Annotated in this window: 12 protein-coding genes; 3 read left to right on the forward strand and 9 right to left on the reverse strand. The window is 61.3% G+C overall.

All coding sequences use genetic code 11. From position 1 onward, the window contains the following. Window positions 1-209: 209 nt before the first annotated feature. The 9 genes from NW826_RS04800 to sufR form a co-directional block, all read right to left on the reverse strand. Window positions 210-1544 (reverse strand): sensor histidine kinase, encoded by a 1335-nt coding sequence (locus tag NW826_RS04800; RefSeq protein ID WP_414509573.1) that lies wholly within the window; start codon window positions 1542-1544, stop codon window positions 210-212. 24 nt (window positions 1545-1568) lie between these two features. After that, entirely contained in the window at window positions 1569-2174 is a 606-nt protein-coding gene (locus tag NW826_RS04805) for a tRNA-(ms[2]io[6]A)-hydroxylase (protein ID WP_414334102.1), read from the reverse strand. 286 nt (window positions 2175-2460) lie between these two features. After that, window positions 2461-3531 (reverse strand): 3-deoxy-7-phosphoheptulonate synthase, encoded by a 1071-nt coding sequence (locus tag NW826_RS04810; protein WP_414509574.1) that lies wholly within the window; start codon window positions 3529-3531, stop codon window positions 2461-2463. 556 nt (window positions 3532-4087) lie between these two features. Then, window positions 4088-5449 carry an efflux RND transporter periplasmic adaptor subunit gene (locus NW826_RS04815; protein WP_414368569.1) on the reverse strand — a complete coding sequence of 454 codons (1362 nt, stop codon included), beginning with the start codon at window positions 5447-5449 and terminating at the stop codon, window positions 4088-4090. Between the two features lie 50 nt (window positions 5450-5499). Beyond that, window positions 5500-6792 carry an NAD(P)/FAD-dependent oxidoreductase gene (locus NW826_RS04820; RefSeq protein ID WP_414364003.1) on the reverse strand — a complete coding sequence of 431 codons (1293 nt, stop codon included), beginning with the start codon at window positions 6790-6792 and terminating at the stop codon, window positions 5500-5502. Between the two features lie 76 nt (window positions 6793-6868). Beyond that, window positions 6869-7405 (reverse strand): cytochrome b6-f complex iron-sulfur subunit, encoded by a 537-nt coding sequence (petC, locus tag NW826_RS04825; protein WP_414377748.1) that lies wholly within the window; start codon window positions 7403-7405, stop codon window positions 6869-6871. Between the two features lie 111 nt (window positions 7406-7516). Beyond that, entirely contained in the window at window positions 7517-8107 is a 591-nt protein-coding gene (locus NW826_RS04830; protein WP_414509575.1) for a DUF3365 domain-containing protein, read from the reverse strand. A gap of 42 nt (window positions 8108-8149) precedes the next feature. Then, on the reverse strand, window positions 8150-11371 hold the full coding sequence (locus tag NW826_RS04835; protein WP_414509576.1) for an efflux RND transporter permease subunit: 3222 nt from the start codon (window positions 11369-11371) through the stop codon (window positions 8150-8152). Window positions 11372-11493: 122 nt separating this feature from the next. After that, window positions 11494-12222, reverse strand: a complete 729-nt coding sequence (sufR, locus tag NW826_RS04840; RefSeq protein ID WP_414509577.1) for an iron-sulfur cluster biosynthesis transcriptional regulator SufR — start codon at window positions 12220-12222, stop codon at window positions 11494-11496. 162 nt (window positions 12223-12384) lie between these two features. On the opposite strand from sufR, the gene sufB reads away from it, so the two are divergent. The 3 genes from sufB (at window position 12385) to sufD (ending at window position 16022) form a co-directional block, all read left to right on the forward strand. Continuing rightward, window positions 12385-13821 carry a Fe-S cluster assembly protein SufB gene (sufB, locus tag NW826_RS04845; RefSeq protein ID WP_414372335.1) on the forward strand — a complete coding sequence of 479 codons (1437 nt, stop codon included), beginning with the start codon at window positions 12385-12387 and terminating at the stop codon, window positions 13819-13821. A 123-nt stretch (window positions 13822-13944) separates the two neighbouring features. Next, complete coding sequence (gene sufC / locus NW826_RS04850) at window positions 13945-14718, forward strand: Fe-S cluster assembly ATPase SufC (RefSeq protein WP_414333920.1); 774 nt, start codon at window positions 13945-13947, stop codon at window positions 14716-14718. Continuing rightward, window positions 14715-16022, forward strand: a complete 1308-nt coding sequence (gene sufD, locus NW826_RS04855; protein ID WP_414509578.1) for a Fe-S cluster assembly protein SufD — start codon at window positions 14715-14717, stop codon at window positions 16020-16022. Before sufC ends, sufD begins: the two co-directional genes overlap by 4 nt. Window positions 16023-16213 lie beyond the last annotated feature (191 nt).

A 16213-nucleotide genomic window follows, 5' to 3' on the forward strand; every position in this document is an offset into this window, starting at 1 on the left:
GATCCAGTTCCGCCTCATCTGTCTTAGTCCTGACTTTGCTTTTAAAGAGAAATTCTGAAATCCGGAAACAGAAAATGACGGAAAGTCAGAAAAAGAGCCTCGGCTCAAAAGTAAGGCTATTAAGCCAGGATGTTTTCAGTAAAGAGTAGACTGAACTTTAGCCTGAATTTAACATACTGCCCAAGGATTGTCTGTTTTCTAGAGCACCTTTAGACAGTTTCTGGAGTGCAAGTTTCCAATCGTCGCTGGGGCAAAATCACCTCAAAGGTGGATCCCTGCCCCACCTTGCTCTCAACCCGCACCTGTCCCCGGTGCTGCTCGGCGATGCTTTTGACAATGGCCAGCCCCAAACCTGAGCCCGACCGCCGATTGGGATCCCCGCTGCGGGCCGGATCCACCCGGTAGAAACGGTCGAACAGGTGGGGCAGTGCCTGGGGTGGGATCCCCGGCCCGGTATCTTGCACCTGCAGCACCAGTTCTGGGGATCCGGAGCGCAGCCGCTGTTTTAGCCGCACCTGCACCTCGCCGCCGGGGGGGGTGTGGAGAAGGGCGTTTTCGATTAGGTTGGTGAACAGGCGGGCCAGTTGCTCTTCATCTCCCCAAAAGGCAAAGGGATCCCCTCCCGTCTTCTCTGGGGGGGCGGCCATATCCAGCTTTAGACGGATCCCTTTTTGGTTGGCCAAGCCCTGCAACTCTTCCACCACCTGCAGCAGCAGAGCATCCAGGGCACAGCAGCGGGGCTGGAAAGGCACCATGCCGCTGTCGTGGCGGGCCAGAAACAGCAGGTCGTCCACCAGCCGGCCCAGCCGCAGGCACAGCCGCTCCACCATCTGCCAGCGCTGGCGGGTGTCGGCATCCAATTGGGAGTCTGCCAAAGCCACCTGTACCGTGGTCTGGATGCTGGCCAAGGGGCTGCGCAGCTCGTGGGAGGCATCGGCGGTAAATTGCTTGAGCTGCTGGTAAGACTGGCGGATGGGCTGCATGGCCAAACCGGAGAGCAGCCAGCCGATTCCTCCTACACAGGCCAAACTGGCCGCTACCCAGAGGCTGAGATCCCGAATGAGCTGGCGTGTCGGCTTGCTCACCTCAAACCAGGGGTGGCTGACCCGCAAATACCCCAGCAGCTTCCCACTGGCCAGGATCGGCTCGGTGAACTGGCGCAGCCAATACCCAGGTGCGATGCGGGCGGTGTGCAGGGATCCCTCCGTCAGCAGGGGGGCAGGGATGCCGCCGGGCACGGTGGACCAGATGAGGGATCCCTGGGGATCAAACCACTCCAGGTCGATGTGGTCGTCTGCTAGGGTGCTGGGATCATCCCGAAAGCTGGCTTCCAAGCTGTGGCGGACCTGCTGCGGGTCCAAGAGGCTCTCGTCCACCACCAGGGAGCGCTCGACAATTTCCACCACATGGCCCAGCGTGTCGTCCACCCGCTCAATCAGGGTTGACTGCACATACCAGTAGAAGCTGCCGGCAAACAGCAACAAAAACACCCCCGTTACCACCGTGTACCAGAGGGCCAGCCACCGCCGCGTTGCCTGGAACATGGGGTTGCACGGGAAGGGGAGAGGTTAGCTGTGGACACGAGGCTCGGGGTGAAGGGTGGAGAGGATCTCGGCTTCCACCTGCAGCAAAGCGTCCAGCCGCTCCTGCACCGGCTCGGCGGGGAACTGTTCTAGCGCCAGATCCAAATACAACTGCCAGTGCCGCTCTTCAGCCGCCGCCAGCCAGAGGTAAAACTGCCGCAGCTCCGGGTCAGGGACGTGGATCCCCAGCAGGCCTAGGCGTTCGTGGCTGCGGGCCTCGATGATGGCGGCCACTAGCAGTGCATCCAAGAGATGCTCCGGCTCGGAGCGGCGTAGGTGCTGGTTGAGGCGGCTGGCATAGGGAGCAGCCGAGAGGGGCCTGATCGGGATCCCCAGCCGTTGCAGGTGCCGGTGAACCCGCTCAAAGTGCTGCAGCTCCTCCCGCGCCAGTGGTGAAAGGGCTTCCACGAGCCGCCCGTTGGCGGGGTAGCGAAACAGCAAACTGAGGGCATTGCCCGCTGCTTTCTTCTCGCAGTTGGCGTGATCTAGCAAAATCAGGTCGAGGTGGCGAATGGCCTGCTCGATCCAGGCCGCGGAAGTTGGCGAGGCCAGTTGTAGCGTCGGCACAGGGTCAGAAGAGGTTGCAGGGATCAACAGCTTCCAAGTTGACCCATCCCGCCCGCTGCGGGAGCAGGGAACGGAACTGGGTCAATCGGATCTTAGCCTTGCCAGCGTACCCCTTTCTGCTAACTCCTGGATCCCGTCTGATGCTCTGGCAGCAGTTGTCCTTATCCCCAGCCCCTCTCCCAGAGGGAGTCAGCCCAAGCGCTCCGCGCCGCTCACGCGACCACCCCCAGCCCCTCTCCCAGAGGGAGAGGGGAGTTGCACTGCTGCCGAGCACAACTTTATTGCCTTGCTTGGGTCTTGCGGGGCTTTTTCAGTGATTCAAAGCCAAGGTTTTCCCTGCTACGACTGCTGCCATCTCCTGCAACAGATCTTCAGTCTCCTCCCAGCCGATGCAGCCGTCGGTGATGGAAACGCCGTACTTGAGTGGCGCCCCTTCCTGCCAGGTTTGCTTGCCTGGGTTGAGGTTGCTCTCCAGCATCAGCCCCATCAAGGCCCGCTGCCCTGCTTGGTACTGCCGCAGCACTGCCCGACAGACGGATCCCTGCTGGCGGTAGTCTTTGTGGGAGTTGTCGTGGGAGCAGTCCACCATCACCGAGCGCGGGATCCCTTGATCCTTCATCAGCAGCGCCGCCCGCGCCACATCTTCCGGGCCGTAGTTGGTCTTGCCGCCGCCGCCGCGCAACACAATGTGCCGGTCTGGGTTGCCGGTGGTTTTCACCAGAGCCGTCATGCCGTCTTGGCCGATGCCTAGAAAACTGTGGGGGTGACTGGCGGAGAGAATGGCGTTGAGGGCAATTTCCAGCCGCCCGTCGGTGCCATTTTTGAAGCCCACGGGCATAGAGAGGCCACTGGCCATTTCCCGGTGGGTCTGGCTTTCGATGGTTCGGGCGCCGATGGCCGCCCAGCTCACCAGGTCTGCGGTGTATTGGGGAGTTACCGGATCCAACATTTCTGTGGCACAGGGCAAGCCCAGCTCGTTGATCTGCAATAGGATGGAACGGGCCAGTTGCAAGCCAGTGGCAATATCGCAGGAGCCGTCCAGGTGGGGATCATTAATGAGGCCCTTCCAGCCCACTGTGGTGCGCGGCTTCTCAAAATAGGTGCGCATCACAATCACCAGGTGCTCGCGGGTTCGATCGGCCACCCGCTTGAGGCGGTGGGCATACTCCAAGGCCGCTTCGGGATCGTGGATGGAACAGGGGCCGACAATCACCACCAAGCGATGGAGATCCCGCCCGTGGATGATGTCGCGGATGGCTTGCCGCGTGGAGAGCACCACTTGGGCTGCCGTTTCCGTCAGCGGCAGCTTGGCCTTGACAGCAGCAGGGGCAATCAAGGGAGTCACCTCTTGGATGTTGCAGTTGTCGGTTTGGGGGGGCATAGAACTGTCCTTCATCGTGGGCAAGATTGTGTGCAAGGGATGGGAAGTGAGGGAATGGAGCATCGAGCCATCAAAAAAGCCCTGGCACTGGGCTCAGGGCTTCAGGACTGACTCGGGTAAACCTAGGCTCTATAGTTTACGCGCCACCCTTCCGCCCTGGTCGTTGCCAGGGAAAGCTAAAGTAGCCAAAAAAGGGAGCGCGCCAGGTCATCTTCAGGGGAAGGAACTCGGAATCTGTACGAGATGAGTATAGCGGAAGTATACCCAAAAAGAAACTGGATTTACCAAGACGGGTTCAGGTTCTGGGTCGCTCCCAGGGTTCCCAGGCGCAGCCCAGAGGACGGTTTTCTCCCACCCAGATCAAGAAGCTTGCCCGCTCCGTAGCCATCACTCTGCGACGCTGTTGCAAGCGGGGCGAGGAGAAAAGCTTCAGGGCGGTGAGGGACTTCTTTCCGCTGCCTCAGCCCGACAAGGTCGCAGCGGCGAAAGCCCCGCAAGCCCGGTGGAAATCAAGAAAGTCAGCAGAACTCTGGGCTTCTGTCCTAGGAAACAGTTTTCAGAAGGATCTAGCCCGGACGGCAGCCGCTTCCTGGATTACCTCGTCTCCAGGCTGTAGCCCACTGTGGATCTCCACCTGATCCCCATAGCGGGATCCCACCACCACGGGCGTAAACAGCGGCTTGCCGTCCACCAGCCGGTACACGCCCGTAAGGCCGAACTGTTCTACCAGGCTTGCTTGGGGCAGGAGCAGGGCTTGGCGGGTTTCTCCTGCCAACTTCAGACGGCCCAGCATGCCCGGCATTGCTCCGGGGAGCGGGGGAATCTCCACCTTCACCTCCACCGTTCTTGAGCTGGGGTCGGCGCTGGGGATGATTTGGCGGATGGTTCCCTCCACGGTTTGGTTGAGGCTGTCGATGCTGATGGGCACCGCTTGTCCCACCCGGATTTGGCCGGCCAGGGATTCGGGCAAGGCCACGGAAAACCGCAGCCGCTCGCTGCTTTCTAGCTCCACAATCGGCTGGCCCGGCCCCGCCAAAGCCCCTACCTCCACATACTTGCGGGTGACGACGCCGGCAAAGGGGGCAACCAGGGTTCCGTAGGCAAGGTTGGCTTGGGTTTGCGCCACCCCTGCCTGGGCCTGGGCCATGGCTGCCTGCACCTCAGGGATCCGGCTTTCCGCCTGGGCAAGCTGGGCCCGTGCTTGGGTCAATCCCTGTTCGGCCTGCTGGATCCCGGCCTCGAGCTGGGCCAGGCGGCCCAGGAGCACGGCTACCCGCGTATTGGCCTGATCCACCTGGGCTTGGGCCACGGCTCCTTCGGCGTGCAGCTTCTGCATCCGCTCTTGGTGCAAACGGGCCTCCTGCAGCTCCGCTTCCGCCTGCTGCTTCTGGGCTTGCACCTGGCGCAAGGCTTCTTCCGCTCCCCTCACCCCCGCCTGGGCGGCCAGAAGGCCTGCTTGGGCCTGCTGCAGTTGCGCCTCAGCCTGTTGCCGCTGGGCTTGGGCCTGTTGCTGGGCGGCTTGCACATCGCTGATATCCAGGCGGGCAATCAGGGATCCAGCCGCCACCCGCTGCCCCTCCTGAACCGGCAGCTCCACGACTCGGCCCACGATGCGGCTGCTGAGGGGGGTGCGCTCCACGGCCTCTAGGCTGCCCACCAGGATCCGCTCTTGGCTGATTTCCCGTGGCTTGACCTCCAGCGTGGTCAGTGGGGCGGCCTCGGTGGCTTCCAGGGACCCTGTCCCGCCGACGCGACCGGCAACCTCCAAAGCTGCCCCCCCTTGGCCGGGCCGGCCTTGGGATCCCAGCAGCCAGCCGCCCAGCCCCCCTAGCGAGAGGAAGAGCAGCGCCCAGCCCAGGTGGCCCCAGCTCCAGCCGGAAAACGTTTGTTGTTGCAACCTGCCGACTTGAGTTTTCATAGCGCAAGTGTCCGGCGTAACTTGAGCGTGACGAGAAAATCGGAACTTTTCTAAGGGGAGACCAAATCTCCCAATGGCTTGGAGATGGGCTCTATCAGAGAGAGCCCCACCCCCTGCAAACTGAGGCGCTCAAACCAAGGCACCGCCCACCCCCAGCGCATCTTGGCCAGGAAATAGTGCTCAAAGGCGGACTTGAGCCAACTGACCCATGGCCCTTGTACGGCCAGGGCGCGGCGGCGGCGCCCCAGCACCGGCAAGACAGGATCCGCCAAAAAGAGAATGCCCGTATCGCCGAAGTCGGCAAAGCAGATGGCTTCCAGCGTCGGGCTCACGGGTTCCCCCCGCAGGGCTCCCAGGCGCAGGGCGATATTGTGCGCCACTGCCATCCCCATCGCCTCGGTCATCTGGCCGGTTTTGGGCACTCCCACCGGCAAAGGGGTTGTCTCGGAAGGGGCTAGCTGGGTCACCACGCCCACCGCATAGAAGCTATCGAAGTCGGGATGCTGGTAGGTGGAAGTTACCGGCAGGAAACCGCGGGCGTCCGTCAGGCCGGGGACTTCCCGCAGGAACTGGGCTCCCCGGAAGGGCGGCAGCAGCATGGCGTAGGCAAAAGGGATCCGCTCCCCTTCTGCCAGCACGATTTCCCCCTCTTCGACACGGGCAATGGCAGTATTGGCCAAAACCCGGATCTGCCGCTGGGCCAGCAGCCGTTTCACCAGCTCCTCGGCCCCCGCCATGCCGCCAATCCCGAAATGGCCAGCATAGGGCTCCGGCGTGATGAAGGTGATGGGCACCTGCTCCCGCAGCCCTCTTTTTCGCAACTGCCCCTCGGCCAGCAAGACAAACTCATAGGCCGGCCCAAAACAACTGGCCCCCGGCACCGCTCCCACCACCAGCGGCCCCGGCTGGCGGAGAAACTCTGCCCACGCCTTCTGAGCGAGCAAAGCATGGTGCGGCGTGCACACCGACTGGGTAAACCCCTGTTCCGGCCCCAGACCTGGGATGGCGTCCAAGGCCAACTCCGCTCCCGTGGCCACCACCAAGTAGTCGTAGGCCAGAGGCTCCCCGTTAACCCGCAGGGTGCGCTTTGGCGGCTGCAAGTCGGTTACCGTGCCCTGGATAAATTCAATCCCCTTCCTCTCCAGCCGCTGCGGCAGCTCCACCTGAATGTCCGCCAGCCGCTTCAGGCCCAGCGCCACCCACGGCAGAGAAGGGGTAAACGTAAACTTTGGAGTATTGCTGACTACAGTTACCTGGTGGGATCCCTGCGGCAAAAGATGCCGCAGCTCGTAGGCAGTAGGCAGCCCTCCCAGCCCAGCCCCAATGACGACGACGCGAGCCATCAAAACTGCTCCCCCTCTTTTCTGAACTTGATGAAAAAAACCTGCGGCCAGAAGCCGATCCCAAGAGCGCCCTCCTTCACACCCACCAGGGCAGACTCCCCGTTCGCGGATCGACATCCAACCAGGGAGAGAGCCAGATCCACCCCTCCCGCACCTCCACCCGCACCAGTTTCAGAGGCAGCGCTGCCGGCCCTCGAATCACCGAGCCATCAGCCGCATAGCGGGATCCGTGACAAGGACACTGGAACTCTTCGGCCAGCGGGTTCCATGGGAAGGTGCAGCCCAGGTGGGTACAGTTGTTCACCAGCCCTTGCTCGTCCAGCTTCCCCCCCTCCCTAACGGTGAGGTAGGTGGGCTCCCCCGCCAGACCCGCCACCAGCGCCCGCGTCCCAGGCGGCTCTGCCAAGATCTGCTCCGCCGGGATCGGGTTCCCCAGCTTGTCTTTGGCCAGGGCCGATCCATCGGCGGATCCCTCCGCCGGCGGGATGAGATAGCGGCCCAGCGGGTAGAGCACCGAACCCGCCACCGCCGCCAGCGCCGAGCCGGTCAGGAAGTTGAGAAAACGGCGCCGCGACAGCGGCGGCTCTTCAAACGGAACCAGGGCAGCGTCCATAGAAATTAAACTCCTTTGCAACCTTCTCCCATCATTATTTTGGCAAACTATATAACTATATGTCGATAAAAAGATAATACAGAGTCCCCTTCCTCTCCCTAGGACAAGGGGCTATTGAGGAGATTCCTCCTCTTCGGGAATGAACACGGCGTACATGCCCCGCAGGTCTCCCACCTTGAAGTCGTAGGCCCGGTCTTGGGGGTACTTGCTGACAATGAAGGCCGGTCGCGAGTCCTTAGGCCCGTGACAGGCCAGGCAGCTAGCCTCGACGTTGATGCGGCGGTAGTAGCGAATACCTCTCTGGCCGTCCAGCACTTCCCGATCCCAAAAGCCAATGAGCTCCGGATCCCGCTGGAAACGGGCCAGGGCCATCGTGGCGTGTAGATTGTCGGGGGCGTGCTCCGGGTTACGGTACTTTTGGGCAATTTGCTTAACTTGCCAGCCATTTTCTTGGGCGAGGGCCTGTGCCTGCACCGCCACAGGGCGACAAACCTGCTTAAAGGTCTCGGCATCCACCGCCGCAGGCGGGGATCCGGCCAAGCTGGCCGCCAGGCCCCGCCGCAGTTGATCCAGGTATTCTACGGACTCCACCGCTTTGGCCAGTTGGGCGGGATCCGGCTGGGCCAGGGCGGCGGCAGCGCCCCAGCCCAAGCTGCCCAAGGCCAGCGCCAGCAGGAGCCATCTTCTCAGGTATGTCCACATCGTCTTGTCTCCTTCTCGAAGGGTGGATGTCAAAAAGTTTCTCTACGGGTGGGATGGCTGAGCAGCAGCTTGCTCCAGAGCCAGCTTTTTGGCAAGGCGGATTTGCTCCCCGTAGAACCAGATGGGAATGACCACCAAGGTCAAGGCGGAAGAGGTCAACATCCCCGTCAACAGCGTCCAGGCCAAGCCCGACCACACCGGGTCGGACAAGATGGGCACCGTGCCCAACATGGTGGTGATGCTGGTCAGCAAAATCGGACGAAAGCGAACGGCCCCGGCTGCCACAATGGCTTTTTCCAGGCTGACCCCCTGGGCCCGCTGATCGGCGATAAACTCCAGCAAGACGATGGCGTTGCGCACCACGATCCCCGCCAAGGCGATCACCCCAATCATGGCCGTGGCGCTGAAGTACACTCCGTTGAGGCTAAAGCCCACCAGGATGCCGATGAGGGCCAGGGGAATGCTGCCCAAGATGATCAGCGGAACCTTGAAGCTGCGGAACTGGCCCACCAGGATGAGGTAAATCAACAAAATGGCTACCAACATCGCGAGGCCCAGATCCCGGAACACGTCCAGGGTCAGCTTCCATTCCCCATCCCACTGGATCCAAAAGCCCTTGGGCAGGGGATGCCGCCAGAAGTAGGCGATTTGATCCAAGACTGCATAGACCGAGGAGCGGCGGGCCATCTCGCCCATCACGTAGGCCACGGGCCGCTGGTCTTTATGGAAGATGGGCTCGTCGGCCACCGTGGGCACCCACTCCACCAGCTCCGACAGGGGAACCAGGGATCCCGTCGGCGTCGGCAGTTGAATGCGGTTGAGATCCTCCAGGCTTTGCCGGGCCGACGGCTCGAGGCGGACATGGATCCCCACGGGTGTCAGCTCCCCGGGCAGTTGCAGGATGCTGACGGTGGATCCCCGCAGGGCCAAGCTCAAGGTCTGGGAGACCTCCGCCGTGGTCAGGCCGACGCGGTTGGCCCGCTCCGGATCCACCTTCAGGGTCAACTGGGGAATGGGGTTTTTCACCGAGTCGTCGATGTCCACCACGCCCTCCGTCTCGCCAAACACCTGGCGCACCTGCTTGGCCAACTGCCGCAGTTGGGCGTAGTCGGGGCCATAGATTTCTGCCAGCAGGGTAGACCGCACGGGCGGCCCAGGTGGATCTTCCACCAGCTTGACGATGGCGTTGTGCCGCTCCGCCACCTCTTGCATAGCAGGCCGTAGGCGCAGCACGATCCCTTCCGAGTCGATCCGACGGGCTTCCGGCTGGCTGAGGTGGACGCGGATGTCGGCCACATCCTCGCCCTCGCGGCGGTAGGATCCCCGCAGCAGGCCGTTGAAGTCCACCGGCGCCCCCGTACCGACGTAGGTTTCAAAGCTAAACACCTCGGCATCCTGCTTGAGCACCTCCTCCAGCTCGCGGGCTACAGCGTCGGTAGCGGCCAGCTCCGTCCCCCGCGGCATATCCAACTGCACTAGGAAGGTGTCCTTGTCCGCCTTGGGCAGCATGCGAAACTTTACCACCTGGGTCAGGGGTAGGAGAAAGCTGGCCAAGAACAGGCCAGTGACCACCCCAATCAGCAGACGCCGCCGGAAGGCCGACTCCAGCAGCGGCTGCATCAGGCGGCGGTAGAGCCGATACAGGCGCGTTTCTTCCAGAGCAAGCTGGGGTGGAGAGGCCTCGGTGGAGGGCTTGAGGCGAATCCAGCGGGCCGCCAGAAAGGGGGTAACCGTCAGGGCCAGCGTTGTGCTGATGATCATCGCCACCGGCACATTAAAAGGGATCGGCCCCATGTAGGGCCCCATCATCCCCGTGACAAAGCGCATGGGCAGGAAGGCCAAAATGACCGTGATGGTGGAGAGAATAACCGGCACACCCAATTCCTCCACCGCGGCAATCGCCTCCTCCACCTTCTCGCGAAAGTTCATGCCGGGGCGCAGCTCAAAGCGACGGTGGATATTCTCCGTAACGGCGATGGCGTCGTCCACCAAGGTGCCCAGGGCCAGGATCAGGGCAAAGAGGGTGATGCGGTTAATCGTTTGGCCGGCAACCCAGCCCACGCCCAGCGTGCCGGCCAAAGTTAACGGGATTACAAAAGCCACAATGGCCGCCTCCCGCCAGCCCAGGAAGATCAACAACAGGCCCACCACAATGCCGATGGCCTGGAAGAGGCTGTTGTAGAGGTTCCCAACCGCTTTTGAGGCCGTCCGCCCGTCGTTGCGGGTGATGGCAACCTGGATCCCGGGAGGCAACTGCGGCCGCAACTCTTCCAGCCGCCGAAAAATGGCCTTGGCTACGGTGACCGCGTTGGTTCCCGGCTTCTTAGCAATGCCGATGGTGACCGCCGGCTGGGTGATCCACTCTCCCGTCGAGCGGCGGCGCGGATCCGGATAGGGCTCTGTGATGGGCTCGTCGCTGCGGAAGTGGATGCGGGTCAGGGAGGTGCGCTCGGCAAACTCATCCCGCACGCTGGCTACATCTCTGAGATAGACCTCTGGCTTGACCTGAATGGCGGCCACGTCCTCAGCGGAAGCCAGCCGCTGCCCTCCCTCCAGGCGGATCTGCTGGGATCCCACCTCCACTTCTCCCGCCGGCAGTTGCAAGTTTTCGGCGGCAATCTGTTGGGCCACCTGGGTCGGGGAAAGACCATAGCTGGCCAGCCGCTCCGGATCCAAATCCACCCGGATGGTGCGGGGATGCCCCCCCACCAGCGTCAGGTGGGCCGTGTTGGGAAGGCTGCGCAGATCCTCCAGCAGCCGCTCTCCCACCCGCCGTAGCTGATTGTCGGTGTAGTCGGCCCCTGTCAAGGTCAGGGTAACGATGGGAACATCGTCAATGATGACCGGCTGCACCTGATAGCTGGCGCCAGGGGGGAATAGCTCCGGGTGGCTAAATAGATGGTTTTGCAGCTTGAACAGGCTGTCTTCCCAGTTTTCCCCCACCTCATACTGCACCGTGATCAAGCCGCCAGAGGCCTGGGCCACCGAGTAGATGTGGTCGATCCCTGTCAGCTCCCGTAGCTTCGCTTCCACAGGGGTGATCAGCGTCTTCTCCACGACCTCGGCACTGGCCCCCGGATACCGCAAAACTACATCCGCTGCCGGGACGACAATTTGCGGGTTTTCTTCCTTGGGGGTCAAGGTCGCTGCCAGCAGACCAAAGATGGCCAGGCCCACAATAATCAAGGAAGTAAGCTGGGCGTTGTTGATAAAGTAAGCGGTAACCTGCCCCACCCCTTGGCGCGGCTTCTCCAGCTCTGACATGGGAAAAATCCAGATTGGTTCATGCTTATACTACCATATAGCTATACTTTTATGCATCCATAGCTGCTCTTGCCCGTCTTCCGAAGCTGTCACCTGAGGTAGGCCCAGCAAAGGACGAACTGCTACTCGTGGCTGGGTCTAGGGGGGGATCCCGTCTTGGCAATCCAGTAGCCGCACTGGTGTTCTCCGTTCACCTGCCAGGTGAGGCGCTCCACCCGACAATCGGGCAGGGCGGCGGCAAACATCTCCAGCTCGTGGCCGCAGACGCTGGGAAAACGCTGGGCAATCTGGGCGATGGCGCAGTGGTGCTCCACCAAGACATATTGCTCGACATACTGCTCAGAGCCTTCTGCTGCAATCGGGGCAGCCAGGTGGTTGGGATAGGGGTAGTACTCCGCCATGTAGCCCTCTGCCTGGCGCAACTGCACCAGGCGCTCCAGCCGCTCGGCCAGGGATCCGGAGCCCATCTGGGCTTGGTACTCCTGGGCTTTGCGCTGCCACTGCTGCTGGAGCAGGGATCCCATCTGTTCGGATCCCAGGGTTTCAGCCAGCGTATTGAGCAGACCGAGGGCAAACTCGTCGTAGCCGGTGGGGAATTGCGCTTCTCCTTGGGGGCTGAGCTGATAGAGGTGCTGGGGGCGGCCCAAACCGCTAGCTTGAGCGACATGGTGGATCAGCCCCTCTGCCTCCAGATCCTTGAGGTGGCGGCGAATGGCCTGGGGAGAAATGCCCAAGTGCTCTGCCAGAGTCTGGGCGGTGGCCTGCCCCGTCTTGCGTAGGTAGATCAAGATAGCCTGCTTGCTGGAAACGGGTTGCGTGAACGGATCGGTGATCTTGCGCGCGCTCTCCACCCTCGCCCTCCTGGTTAGACTGGGTTTACTCGGCTGCCGCTGCCAGCACCGCTACTTTGACAAGGGGATCATTGCTAAAGTAACCTGAGGATTAGTTAAGCAACAACCATGTTGTTTTAATTGGCCATCTGTTTTGCCCCTGTCCCTAACCGAGAGCCATCCATGTCTACGAGCGTCCGCACCCTAATTAGCCAGCCCTACAAGTACGGCTTTGTTACCGACATCGCCTCTGAGTCCATCGGCAAAGGCTTAAATGAGGACATCATTCGGCAAATCTGGGCCAAGAAGGGGGAGCCGGACTTTATGCTGGAGTTCCGGCTGCGGGCCTACCGCCAGTGGCTGAAGATGAGCGAGCCCACCTGGCCGAATGTGACCTACCCGCCCATCGACTACCAGAACATCGTTTACTACTCCGCTCCCAAGGTAAAGGAGAAGAAAAAGAGCCTCGACGAAGTGGATCCCGTGCTGCTGGAAACCTTTGAGAAGCTGGGGATCCCTCTGTCGGAGCAGAAGCGGCTGGCCAATGTGGCGGTGGACGCCATTTTCGACAGCGTCTCGGTGGCCACCACCTTCCGGGAAAAGCTGGCCAAGGAAGGGATCATTTTCTGCTCCATGTCGGAGGCGCTGCGGGAGTACCCAGACTTGGTGCGCAAGTACCTGGGCACGGTGGTACCCATTGCCGACAACTACTACGCGGCGCTGAACTCGGCAGTGTTTAGCGATGGCTCCTTTGTCTATGTGCCCAAAGGGGTGCGCTGCCCGATGGAGCTGTCCACCTATTTCCGCATTAACAACGGCGAGTCGGGCCAGTTTGAGCGCACCCTGATCATTGCTGACGAGGGATCCTACGTCAGCTACCTGGAAGGCTGCACGGCCCCCATGTTCGACACCAACCAACTGCACGCGGCGGTGGTGGAGCTGATTGCCCTGGACAATGCCGAGATCAAGTACTCGACGGTGCAGAACTGGTATGCCGGCGACGAAAACGGCAAGGGCGGCATCTACAACTTCGTGACCAAACGCGGCCTCTGTCAGGGGGCCAACTCCAAGATCTCCTGGACGCAGGTGGAGACCGGCTCGGCCATCACCTGGAAATATCCGAGCTGCGTGCTGGTGGGGGAAAACTCGGTGGGCGAGTTCTACTCAGTGGCCCTGACCAACCACTACCAGCAGGCCGATACCGGCACCAAGATGATCCACATAGGCCGCAACACCCGCAGCAGAATTATCTCCAAAGGCATCTCGGCGGGGCATTCCAAAAACAGCTATCGCGGCCTGGTGAAAATTGGGCCCAAGGCAGAAGGCGCCCGCAACTTTTCCCAGTGTGATTCCATGTTGATTGGGGATCAGTGCAGCGCCAACACCTTCCCCTACATTGAAGTGCAAAACAACACTGCCAAAGTAGAGCACGAAGCTTCCACTTCCAAAATCGGAGAAGAGCAACTGTTCTACTTCCAGTCGCGCGGCATTTCTGTAGAAGACGCCGTCTCCATGATCATCAGCGGCTTCTGCCGAGAGGTGTTCAACCAATTGCCGATGGAGTTTGCCGTCGAGGCGGATCGGCTGCTGAGCCTGAAGCTAGAGGGATCCGTTGGCTAGATCCCTGGCGAGCGGCTATGCTCGTTGCCAATTGCCGAGCAGCCTGGCGCAGCTCCACCTTGGGGGCGGCGCTGAAGGGGTAGGTCTGTCCGCCAATACTTCGACCCAAGACGAACTGCTGACATGATCCGGGAAAACAGCCCTGTCATTTTATCTGTCCGCGATCTCACGGCTGAGATCGACGGTACCCCTATCCTCAAAGGGGTGAACCTGGAAATCCGGGCCGGCGAGATCCACGCCATCATGGGGCCCAATGGCTCCGGGAAAAGCACCTTCTCCAAGATCTTGGCCGGCCACCCCGACTACCGGGTAACAGGAGGTGAGATCCTCTATTTGGGCAAGGATCTCTTGGCAATGGAGCCGGAGGAGCGGGCCTGGGCCGGGATCTTCTTGGCCTTTCAATACCCCATCGAGATTCCGGGGGTGAGCAACTTGGATTTCTTGCGCGCCGCCTACAACGCCCGGCAGAAATATCGGGATCAGCCGGAAATGGATCCCCTCGATTTTGACGACTTGGTGCGGGAAAAACTGAGCATTGTCAAGATGGATCCCGCTTTTTTGGAGCGCTCCGTCAACGAAGGGTTTTCCGGCGGCGAGAAAAAGCGCAACGAGATCCTGCAGATGGCGGTGCTGGAGCCGACGCTGGCTATCTTAGACGAGACGGATTCTGGCCTGGATATCGACGCGCTGCGCGTCGTTGCCCAGGGCATTAACCAACTGGCCAGCCCTGAGAAGGCCATGCTCCTCATTACCCACTACCAGCGCCTGCTGGAGTATGTAACCCCCGACTATGTGCATGTGATGGAAGGGGGGCGCATCGTCCTCAGCGGCGATAAGACTTTGGCGCTGGAGCTGGAAGAGCGGGGCTACGACTGGCTCAAGGAGGAGGTGGGATGAGCGCTGCGGTGCCCAAGTCCTCGGTTCGAGAAAGCGACGCCAGCGGTTTTGGCCGTCCCTTTCTGGAGCACATCCTCCGCCAAATCCCAGAGGTGGAAGATCCCCATACCACCCTGAGACAGCAGGCCCGCGCCCAACTGGCGGAACTGGGGATCCCCACCCCCCGCGAAGAAGACTGGAAATACAGCGACCTCTCGCCGCTGGTGGCCCACACCTTTCGCCTGGCCGGCCCTGGACAGGCAACGCTAGAGAAGGCCGTGCTGGATCCCTGGCTGTGGCCGGAGAGCCGTCACAGCTATGCGGTGTTCGTCAACGGCTACTTTGCTCCCCACCTTTCTGACTTGAGCGGCCTGCCCTCGGCCCTGCGAATTGCTCCCCTAAGCCAGTCGGCTCCTGGATGGTTGCAAACCATCGTCAAGCTCGATGTCTTCAGCGCCCTCAACACCGCCCATCTAGGCGATGGGATCCAGATTGAGCTGCCGCCCCAGCAGGAGGTTTTGCCGCCCTTGCACCTGCTCTGGGTGACGGTGGCCCCAGAGAGAGAAGCCGTTCTGGCCCAGCCCCGCTGTCTGGTGGCTTTGCAGGCCCACAGCTCCCTCACCCTGATTGAAGATCACCTCTCCTGGGGGGCCGGGATCCCCTTTGGCAACGCCGTCGCCGAGATTGCCCTGGCCGAAGGATCCCGTCTACACCATGTGATCTTGCAGCGGCAGGGATCCCAGGCTTTTCACATCAACCAAACTGCTGTGCGCCAGGGCCGCCACAGCCACTACCGGCTGCAGGCCATCCAGTGGGGATCCCAATTTTCCCGCCACAACCTGGAGCTTGTCCAGGTAGAACCCCAGGCCCACACCCACCTGCAGGGACTGACCCTGCTGAAGGGATCCCAGCACAGCGACACCCACTCCCGCCTGGTGCATCAAGCGCCCCACGGCAGCAGCCGCCAATTGCACAAGTGCATCGTGGACGAGGCGGCCCGTGCGGTCTTCAGCGGGCGCATTTTGGTGAGCCAAGCAGCTCAACTGACAGACGCCGCCCAGACCAACCGCAATCTGCTGTTGAGCCCCAAGGCGCGGGTGGATACGCAGCCGCAGTTGGAGATCTTTGCCGACAACGTCAAATGTGCCCACGGGGCCACCGTCAGCCAACTGGAGGCCGAAGAAATCTTCTATTTGCAAAGCCGCGGCATTCCCCAGGCCCAGGCCAGGCAACTCCTCACCTATGCTTTTGCAGCCGAGATCCTCGAAGGGATCCCTTTGGCCCAGCTTCCTTCCCAGGTGGCCTGCCGGTTGGGATCCGATTAATTTGCGATCAATTCGGTTTCTGGTTACAGCTTTTTCCGACTTCATGGGAGTTCTGTAGCCAAGCGAGATCCTTCCTACGCAAGAGATCGATCTACATTGGCTGTAGTAGATAACGCCGGAAAAAGCTGTAGTTGTTGGCTGCTCCCGAAATGGCCATTATCCTCAAGAGTGACCGGGCTTAGGCGTAATGG

The organism is Synechococcus sp. OH20 (assembly GCF_047502685.1).
In the GTDB taxonomy this organism is placed as follows: domain Bacteria; phylum Cyanobacteriota; class Cyanobacteriia; order Thermostichales; family Thermostichaceae; genus Thermostichus.

Excerpts from the sequence above, each read along its gene's own strand:
- NW826_RS04820 (WP_414364003.1), bottom strand. The coding sequence starts at position 6,792 with ATGGCTCGCGTCGTCGTCATTGGGGCTGGGCTGGGAGGGCTGCCTACT.
- NW826_RS04835 (WP_414509576.1), bottom strand. The coding sequence starts at position 11,371 with ATGTCAGAGCTGGAGAAGCCGCGCCAAGGGGTGGGGCAGGTTACCGCT.
- sufD (WP_414509578.1), top strand. The coding sequence starts at position 14,715 with ATGAGCGCTGCGGTGCCCAAGTCCTCGGTTCGAGAAAGCGACGCCAGC.
- sufB (WP_414372335.1), top strand. The coding sequence starts at position 12,385 with ATGTCTACGAGCGTCCGCACCCTAATTAGCCAGCCCTACAAGTACGGC.
- petC (WP_414377748.1), bottom strand. The coding sequence starts at position 7,405 with ATGGACGCTGCCCTGGTTCCGTTTGAAGAGCCGCCGCTGTCGCGGCGC.
- NW826_RS04810 (WP_414509574.1), bottom strand. The coding sequence starts at position 3,531 with ATGCCCCCCCAAACCGACAACTGCAACATCCAAGAGGTGACTCCCTTG.
- NW826_RS04815 (WP_414368569.1), bottom strand. The coding sequence starts at position 5,449 with ATGAAAACTCAAGTCGGCAGGTTGCAACAACAAACGTTTTCCGGCTGG.
- NW826_RS04830 (WP_414509575.1), bottom strand. The coding sequence starts at position 8,107 with ATGTGGACATACCTGAGAAGATGGCTCCTGCTGGCGCTGGCCTTGGGC.
- sufC (WP_414333920.1), top strand. The coding sequence starts at position 13,945 with ATGATCCGGGAAAACAGCCCTGTCATTTTATCTGTCCGCGATCTCACG.
- NW826_RS04800 (WP_414509573.1), bottom strand. The coding sequence starts at position 1,544 with ATGTTCCAGGCAACGCGGCGGTGGCTGGCCCTCTGGTACACGGTGGTA.